An 8,432-nucleotide genomic window follows, 5' to 3' on the forward strand; every position below is an offset into this window, starting at 1 on the left:
AAAGAGCTATTTCCTGAGTCAGAGAACTCTTTCTACCTGAACTACGAAAACGTTCAGTTTGAATTTATTAAGAACGGTTTGAAAGTCGTCACTTTGAATATCTATGCAAATAGTGAACTCGTAGAAAAAGCTCAAAGAGAAGAATAGAAACAGTGTGGTAACAAACGATATAGCGCATGGCCTTACTGAGCCATCCGCCAAGTATCTTCAAAACATCCGCTTATCAGCTGCCAAGAAACTATTGTGCTTTCTACTATCTTCAGCTTGTGGGATATTTTTATATTCATGGCGCAGTGTCCATTTGATACTTGTGCACCCCCTTGCCGGGCGCGGACAGATAAGCTACTTTTATCGTTATTAATAAAGCTCGGAGGCCACAGCGCCATATTAGAGAGTTAGCAATAAAGACGAAAATAGAAAGGAACAAAATGAAATTGATAAATTACTAACTGGATGAACCATAATGTAGAGAACTTTATATGAGCTCAATCCTTCTAGTTGCAACAATACAATCCTGGTTCTTTGTTTTTCTTATTCAGAGGTTAAAAACAGATAAAAAGCTTTCCGATTATGTACTTGTTTTTTGGTTTGCCCTTTTAGGCCTACACACACTTGTCTATTTTATCTTTCTACAAGGGATTCAGCTGAACATTCATGCTATGATATTCAATGCAGCTTTTCCATTTCTACAAGGTCCCCTTCTTTATTTGTATACCCTGGCAAAGACTAGGCGCATCGCAAAAATCCGTATGGTTCATTTTATTCATTTGCTCCCTTTTGGATTTTTTCTCTTGTACCAACTATTTCCATTGTATTTCCCATCTCATAATGAGAATGGCGAAGTGCAATACGTATTTTTCCGTTTCTTGAGCCATACAAGCCCGTTCGGATTCTTATTTTTGATTTTGTCCCCCTTTTATCTATTTCTAAGTTACCGTAATGCACTCCACCCACAGAAAGAGGTAGAAAATAAAATCTGGATCAGGCTAATGGTCTTGTTTTTCGCATGCATTTGGATTTCTTCATTGATCTCGTTTTTTAGCCCCGAACTTTTAAACCATCAGTTGCAGATTGGATTCAACTATCTCATATTTATCGTGCTAACTGGCTTTATTTACTTAGTTAGCTATCTGGGACTAAAGGAGAATTATTTTACTACTGATATCCCGAAAATAGGAAAGGCTAAATATGAAAAATCCAGACTTACAGAAGATGAAATCTTGCAAATATGGAAACGCCTATCTGAAAACATGGCTCAAGAAAAATCTTACCTTGACCCAAATCTCAACTTAACTGATCTATCCAAGACTATTGGGACTACTTCCAATAATCTTTCGCAAGTTTTAAATTTAACGGAAGGGATAAGTTTTAATAACTTCATTAATGCTTTTAGAGTAGAACACTCGAAAGAGATGATGTCCAGTCATCTCTATGATCACTTTACCGTCCTAGCCATAGGATATGATTCAGGTTTTAGTTCAAAATCTACTTTCAACCGTGCATTCAAAAATTTGGAAGGAAAAACCCCTTCTGAATTCCTGACGCTAGCCAAGCAAAATAGAATTAAATAGGTGTCATCCATTAGGATGAAGCGATAGTGGCTCTCAGGCACGTTTCCTTTGGCTTAAAAAAGTCATGAAAAAAATTATTGTTGCGGTTCTCCCAGTATTGATCTTCTTGAATGGTTGTGCCCAGCCGACTCCAGATCACAGAAGTTCTGATGAGGTCTTGATCAATCTCCAGCTTGCTGTTAACAACAGAGATTTTTCGACAATTGAATCATTCTTAGCAGCGGACTATCAATACGAGACAATGTCAGGTGATATGGCTAGAAATGTATTAAGTCAAGTAATTACCCAATACCCTAAAATTGATTCTATTACACTCATTTCTACGATGGAGCAAGGAAACCAAACAACTCTTTCAGTTGTCATTCACAATGAAAATGAATCGAGTAATCGTAAAATCGTTTTAGATAAGAATCTTAACCTTATGCGGGCAGACATAGCCCAAATCTCTGTCAAAGGCCATTCATCTCCAAATGGAGATCCAAATCCAAACATTGCTAAAGGCACTTTGACATTCCCATTTGAGCTGAGTGAAACAGGTCATATTGTAGTTGAGGCCTCTGTTAATGGTGTAAAAGGAAATTTCATTGTTGATAGTGGCTCTGGAGGATACCTTCTATTGAATGATCAATTTCAGACTTATGCTTCTGCTCCAAATCAGCAACCACCTGTAGGTGTTTTGGGAGTAGTTAATGATGCAGGTAGTACCAAAATCAAAAGATTCGAATGGGGAAAATTGACATTAACGAAAGTGGAAGCATCTACTGCCAATTTGGTTCATTTAGAAAAAAAAATGGACATAGAAAATTTCGCAGGAATTATCGGTTATGAGGTACTTAAGAATCAAGTGGTTGAACTTGATTATAGCACTAGGCAACTTACACTTTGGAGTTCATCCGAATCCTTTAACACTAAATATCCCACCATGCAGGAAGCTGCTGTTCCGTTCGAAATGGTATTTCATATACCAGTTATAGAAGTGACTTTTGGCTCTCAAAAGCTTCGTTTTGGACTCGATTGTGCTGCTCAAGGAAACTTGCTTCTAAGTAGATTAGAAGAGTCTATGACCCCTCAACTCTCAAATAAAAGGACAGAATTGCTAGGTGGTTCAGACAACAATTATAAAAAAGTCATAAAAGGTCAGCTAAAAGGAGTATCCATTCTCGATCGGAAGTACAATATGGACTTTGTTTTTGGGGATCTATTCGGAGGACATCACGAAGTTACCAGGATGGACGGTCTTCTGGGATACCCATTATTAAGTAGTCAAAAAACAGCCATCAATTTCATTGATAATAAATTGCATTTTCTCAATTAGTCAAATGGAAGTCCGGTCTCGCTAACAAACGATATAGCACATTCCTTTTAAGAATACTTGAAACTACGAAAAGGATACTCTAGAAGATATTAAATAAGTACAGAGGTACAGCGTCATATCTGTACGTTATGTTCAAATTAAATAAATACGGTAATGATCGAAAAAGAGGATAAAGTACAAAACACGAAAATTGGAAAACAATTACAAACAAATAGACTATTTAAAATAAGCGAAATATTATTGGTATTTGTTGCAGCCTTTGCTCTTATTGGCTTGACGAAACCTCTAGTTGGAGATAATCCTATTTTAAAACAAGCTGCTGTCTGGATAGCAAATATTTTAATGTTAATTATTGTTTGGGTAGGTCTTAAACTTCGTGGTGAAAGCTGGAAAGATGTTGGGCTAGGTTTTAAATCTATCTCCTGGAGTGAAGTAATGAAAGTGTTTCTGCTCTCTCTACTAGTTTTTGTTTTGGCAGTAGCTGGGTTCATTATTGGATCTATTATAATGGCGAATATTACAGGCATTCCTGAAAGTGCCAATATGAGTGGATATGATTATTTGAAAGAAAATATTGGAATGCTCCTTTTGACATTAGGTGGTGTATATATTGTTTCTTCTTTCGGAGAAGAGATTATTTATAGAGCTTTCCTTATAAACAGAATCTCAGAACTTGGACAAGAGACAAAAAAAGCTACAATCATCGCAGTTATCCTTAGTTCAATAATTTTTGGACTTGTCCATTATGAGTGGGGTCCAATGGGAATTGTACAAACTGGATTTATGGGATTAGCTCTGGGCATATGTTATGTCAAATTCAAAAAGAAACTTTGGATTTTAATTTTAGCACATGCTTATATGGATACTATCCTTATGGTACAGATGTATCTGGCAAGTAACTAGAAGAACATACGAAGGATGAAATTAAGTCCAGACATGGAGGTCAAGCGAACTAGCTAATCCGAATTCTTAACAGTGCGAACGATCGGGAAGTTGAATGGTTTAAAAATTCGACATTGTCGAACCAACTTCTTAGTGGATCAGGTTCGGTTATTGACGTTTGGGTGAAAGAAGAACAACAAATGCTCTATTTGTCCTTCTTATCGAACAGAATTAATGGAACATTTTTGGACATATTTTCTAATTTTGAACGTGATTGGTTTTGTGTTTTTCGAAATGCAAAATCGGCTAAAAACGGATTCAAACAGTCGGTAAAATTCCTGTGGAACGGGCTGTATCTGAACCATTGTGAGTTGGAACCAGAATCGCTACTTTAGTGCTACTAAAAAAACTCGGGCCACACAGCATTTTACCTAAACGTTAGCGAGAATTGGTTTAGACTTAATGTTATTCAATCCATCACAACTTAATTATCAAACAATGATTTTGCCATTTGATTAGCTATTTCTACAGTTGATGGAGCTAAAAATGGCTTTTTAAATTCCCTAATCCAATATGCGATATGATTTGGCTTCTCATTATCGATAAAATGTGATGTTGCTGGCAGAACGCATAAATTTGACATAGGTAAAGCTTTGAATATTTCCATAGTATGCTCCATCAAAACTGCATCCCTATCACCCACCATAAGCATGACTGGAACATTAATTCTACGAATACTATCCATAGGTATTTCCTTCTGATGGTACATTAATGAAACATGAGTCCTTGTTTTAGGATCCGCTATTTGCTCATAATTTTTCATCATAGCCACTAGTTCTAGTTTTAGTCCGGATAATTTAGTGTTGGCTCCAGAGAGTAGCATTCGGTCTACTTTGTCTGTCAATTTGTATCCAATGATTAAACCTAATATGCCACCGTCACTATGTCCCCATATACTGTATTTCTCATGCCCCAAGCTCTGCATTAAACTTATTATATCATCAGCCATATCAAAGTAATCTAAATCCCCCTCGGGACAATCACTTAAACCATGACATCTGTTATCTACTGCAATTACCTGGTGATATTCCAATAATTGTGGGATCATATGATATTTTCCTTTTACTGACCCTCCGTTCCCATGAAGAATTAATAGAGGATCTCCCTTTCCAAATACCTCATAATTGAGATTGCCCCAATTCCTTTTCAAGGAGAAACGCTTTCCTTTTATACCTCCATCTATTTCAATTTTAGTTTGAGCCACGGTCATCAAAGTCAAACAAATCATAATCAATAATAGTCCTTGTTTTTTCATCTTGAAATTTTAAGTTTATACAAATGTAGGAGTGTCATTATTTAAAAAATTGTAAGAATCAGACAAATGGTACTAATTGAAGAACGTCCGAGAATCACGGCTTTAGCCAAATATGTGGACCGATATCAGTTATTCATCATTAAGGAACCTGCGTTTCTTAAAACCATCCCAAATAGTAAGGTTGAGTGCTATTTTGTTATGAGGAGAATTTACCAAATGGGATGTTATTTCTGAATCATTTATTTCGAGTAGTTCATCGGGTATTTTGCCCGCCACCAATCAGACTTCATTCTACTATATTCCCACTCATCTCATTTGTTTGAATGTAAAGCTGAACCTCAATATTCTTAGCCTTTCATTATTTAGTGGATTATTAACCAACTGGGAGAATTTTGACATTGCTGACTTGATTCCTGAAATTGAACAGAAAAAAATTCTTTCCAAAATATCCAAGGACAGAACAAATATTCCTGTCTCTGAACTTGACACTGTAATCAGCAATTCTCTTGGTGAACATTCGATTGACGAGAAATTAGATAAAGTCTTTGAATTATTAGAAAGTAGAATAACTAACAATTTCAAAGTTGCTACTCTTGCAAGCAGCATGAACATGACTGAAAAATCAATGGAAAGGTGGATTCGAAAGCAGTTTAACCTAACACCTAAAGAGTTGTTGCAAATCGTTCGCTTCCAAAATGTTTCACATAAATTAAAAAACCAATCAAACAGGAAGCTTATCGATGCACTCGAATTTGGCTACTATGATCAATCCCATTTCATCAAGGAATGTCGAAAAATTACTGGTTATTCTCCCAAAGAATTTTTTTCAAAAATGAAACTATCAACAAACGACATTATTTTCGAATAGCTCGCTAACATACGCTGGTTACATGCCTTATCTAGATTTTACGAAGTGCCTGCTAAACAGCCCACTTTCTGCCTGCCATTGCCGGCAGGCAGGCAAGAAACTGTGGTGCTTCCTACCAGCTTCTGCTCGTATGAGTTTTTAATCTTTCATGACGCGATGCGTATCTGATACTTTGAATGCCCACCCTTGCCGGGCACTGACAGATTTGCTAATTTCATGGCTTTAAATTAAGCTCGGAGGCCACAGCGCCATATCTGAGCGGTAGATACAATAATCCCATGAAGTACATATTAACTGTAACAATTCTTATCCTCTCTGGTAACCTTAAGAAAACCGATTTAGGTTTGAACTTGAATGTTGGTGAAACATACTCACAGAGTTACATTTCCAAGAATACTATCACCCAAACAATCAATGGTATGGAACAAATTATCAAGATGGAGATTACTGGCGGCATGGACTTTCAGGTTAACGAAAATCTTGGTGATAGATATTCAATGAGCGCGTCTTATTCAAGCCTAATCATGAAAATGAATTCTCCTATGGGAGAAATGATATTTTCTTCAAAAAGTGAAGGTGCAGATATTTTCTCCACGATCATGAAAACTATAGTTGGTAAGGAATTTTTAATAGAGATGTCGAAAAATGGAACAATTTCGAAAATTGAAAGCTTAGATAGCATCTTTGATGGTATGTTCGAATCTTTTCCTGAACTCCCTGAACCTCAAAAGCAACAATTACTTGCTCAGCTTCGACAAGCTTACGGTGAAAAAGCATTCAAGGGTAATATTGAAATGATTACCGCTATTTTTCCTAACAAAGAGGTAAACGTTGGCGAGAGTTGGAAAAACTCAGTAAAACTTGAATCAGGAATGTCAGGATTTATGAACAACACATTTACTTTAACTGATGTCAACTCTGATGCTATTTTCATTGAAGGAACTTCTCAGATATCAACTGAGAACAAAGATGCATATATAGAAGTAAATGGCATGCCAACTAGGTATAATCTCACTGGAAAAATGAAGACTAGCTATAAATTAGATCCTCAATCAAACTGGATAGTTGAAGGGAAAATTGAGCAAGAGATATCTGGTGACGTGCAAATTAAAGATAATCCCAATCTACCAGGCGGTATGTTAATTCCTATGGTCATGAAAAACGATATGACGGTTGGTCAATAAAGTCTCTAACAAGCACTATCATCCCTAAGCTTACTGAGCTATTTGCAATGGCCAGTGGTAAAAGATACTTTTATAAATATTTGAAAAGTCCAGCTTACGGATGATAGTTGGGCGTTGTAAGCCATGTTGAATGAAATAAATGCAACTTAGATTTCTCTTTTTAAATCAGAAGATTCATATAACATTAATAGTCCTGCACACAACGAACAGAATTATACAGGTTTTTTCCTCCCTTCCATCGCTGAAGCTTAACCCAACGAAAGTTAACTTTCCAATCTAAAGCAGATTCTGAATCCATTTCATTTGATGACCAGAATATGGAGGGTTTTTTGATGTTGAATAAACTCTTATTTGTTCCTCCTAATTCAGTACTTTTCAAATGTTGACCAGCGTTTGAAACACCATCATACAAATAAGCCAACAAATACCACTCATCATCCGACGGAAGATGCCAGCCACTAGGACAGGCATTTTTGGAAGCTTCCCAAGTATACAATCTACCATATGATTCACAGTTAGTATCTGAATCGTATTTACATCTTGATCCCGCTATTTCAAAATTCAAATTCTGCACCATCCAAGTTATAGATGAAGGCATACCATCTTCAAATGAAACTTCAAAGATTTGTGGTTCACCTTTCAAATATGTCCCATATTCATTGTGATCAGTAATAACTTGTTGAGAGCTAGTAACTGTATATGTTACTGTCTCATATGTTTGCTTATCCCGAATATCAACAAAAGAGCCTACTATTTGAGCTTCTGTTGAAAAGGTGAATAGAATAGTGAAAATAAATGGACAGATAATCTTTCCAACTGATGTTTGTAACCTCATCATTTCATTTTTTGTCTTTGAGAATTCTACAATAGATAACCAGTTAGCATCCTCCTATTGAACATTAAATTTTAACATTTTTCAAAGCAAAACATCGCTCTAACAATATTTATAAGGTATGTGCTTTAGTGCTTTCTAAATACTGAATAAGAACTCGACCGTTTCGTCTGCCGCCAAGAAAGCTTGTGAGCTCTTTTGGAGATTTCAGTTCGCTGGATTTTTTCACTCAAAACACAGTGCTTTCTACAAACTTTGGAAGCACTTGCAAACTTCGCTATTTTAGTGCTGTCCACAAAGGTAGAGCACACGCCTCATACATAGGCGTTACCACACATGACTACCAGATGGGAACCTTCGGCTTTACTTCTAGTCTTTACCCTGAAACCTAATTCCATGAAAACTAAATATCTGTTAACTGCGCTATTAATTTCAATAACTGGATCAACATGTCTTTCTCAACAA

The 8,432-nt window shown here is 36.3% G+C and carries 8 protein-coding genes; 6 read left to right on the forward strand and 2 right to left on the reverse strand.

The genetic code is table 11. The features are described from left to right. Nucleotides 1-479: 479 nt before the first annotated feature. The 4 genes from ABJG98_RS00020 (at nucleotide 480) to ABJG98_RS00035 (ending at nucleotide 4,163) form a co-directional block, all read left to right on the forward strand. Complete coding sequence (locus ABJG98_RS00020) at nucleotides 480-1,571, forward strand: helix-turn-helix transcriptional regulator (protein ID WP_348277397.1); 1,092 nt, start codon at nucleotides 480-482, stop codon at nucleotides 1,569-1,571. A 64-nt stretch (nucleotides 1,572-1,635) separates the two neighbouring features. Then, nucleotides 1,636-2,886, forward strand: coding sequence for a hypothetical protein (locus tag ABJG98_RS00025; protein WP_348277398.1), 1,251 nt, complete (start codon nucleotides 1,636-1,638; stop codon nucleotides 2,884-2,886). Between the two features lie 153 nt (nucleotides 2,887-3,039). Beyond that, a complete protein-coding gene (locus ABJG98_RS00030; RefSeq protein WP_348277399.1) occupies nucleotides 3,040-3,789 on the forward strand; it encodes a type II CAAX endopeptidase family protein in 750 nt (249 codons plus the stop codon). A gap of 113 nt (nucleotides 3,790-3,902) precedes the next feature. Continuing rightward, the gene (locus ABJG98_RS00035) at nucleotides 3,903-4,163 is read left to right on the forward strand and encodes a hypothetical protein (protein WP_348277400.1); all 261 of its coding nucleotides are present in this window, start codon (nucleotides 3,903-3,905) and stop codon (nucleotides 4,161-4,163) included. Between the two features lie 89 nt (nucleotides 4,164-4,252). Here the strand turns inward: ABJG98_RS00035 and ABJG98_RS00040 are convergent, their stop codons facing one another. Further along, nucleotides 4,253-5,083, reverse strand: coding sequence for an alpha/beta hydrolase (locus ABJG98_RS00040; protein ID WP_348277401.1), 831 nt, complete (start codon nucleotides 5,081-5,083; stop codon nucleotides 4,253-4,255). A 319-nt stretch (nucleotides 5,084-5,402) separates the two neighbouring features. Between ABJG98_RS00040 and ABJG98_RS00045 the strand changes: the two genes are divergently transcribed. Together ABJG98_RS00045 and ABJG98_RS00050 are read left to right on the forward strand one after the other, a co-directional pair. Next, the gene (locus ABJG98_RS00045; RefSeq protein WP_348277402.1) at nucleotides 5,403-5,951 is read left to right on the forward strand and encodes a helix-turn-helix domain-containing protein; all 549 of its coding nucleotides are present in this window, start codon (nucleotides 5,403-5,405) and stop codon (nucleotides 5,949-5,951) included. A gap of 278 nt (nucleotides 5,952-6,229) precedes the next feature. Continuing rightward, entirely contained in the window at nucleotides 6,230-7,135 is a 906-nt protein-coding gene (locus tag ABJG98_RS00050; protein ID WP_348277403.1) for a DUF6263 family protein, read from the forward strand. 184 nt (nucleotides 7,136-7,319) lie between these two features. Here ABJG98_RS00050 and ABJG98_RS00055 read toward each other — a convergent pair whose 3' ends face one another. Then, entirely contained in the window at nucleotides 7,320-7,970 is a 651-nt protein-coding gene (locus ABJG98_RS00055) for an FISUMP domain-containing protein (RefSeq protein WP_348277404.1), read from the reverse strand. Nucleotides 7,971-8,432: the final 462 nt, after the last annotated feature.

The sequence above is a fragment of the Ekhidna sp. genome, assembly GCF_039960695.1.
GTDB lineage: Bacteria > Bacteroidota > Bacteroidia > Cytophagales > Cyclobacteriaceae > Ekhidna.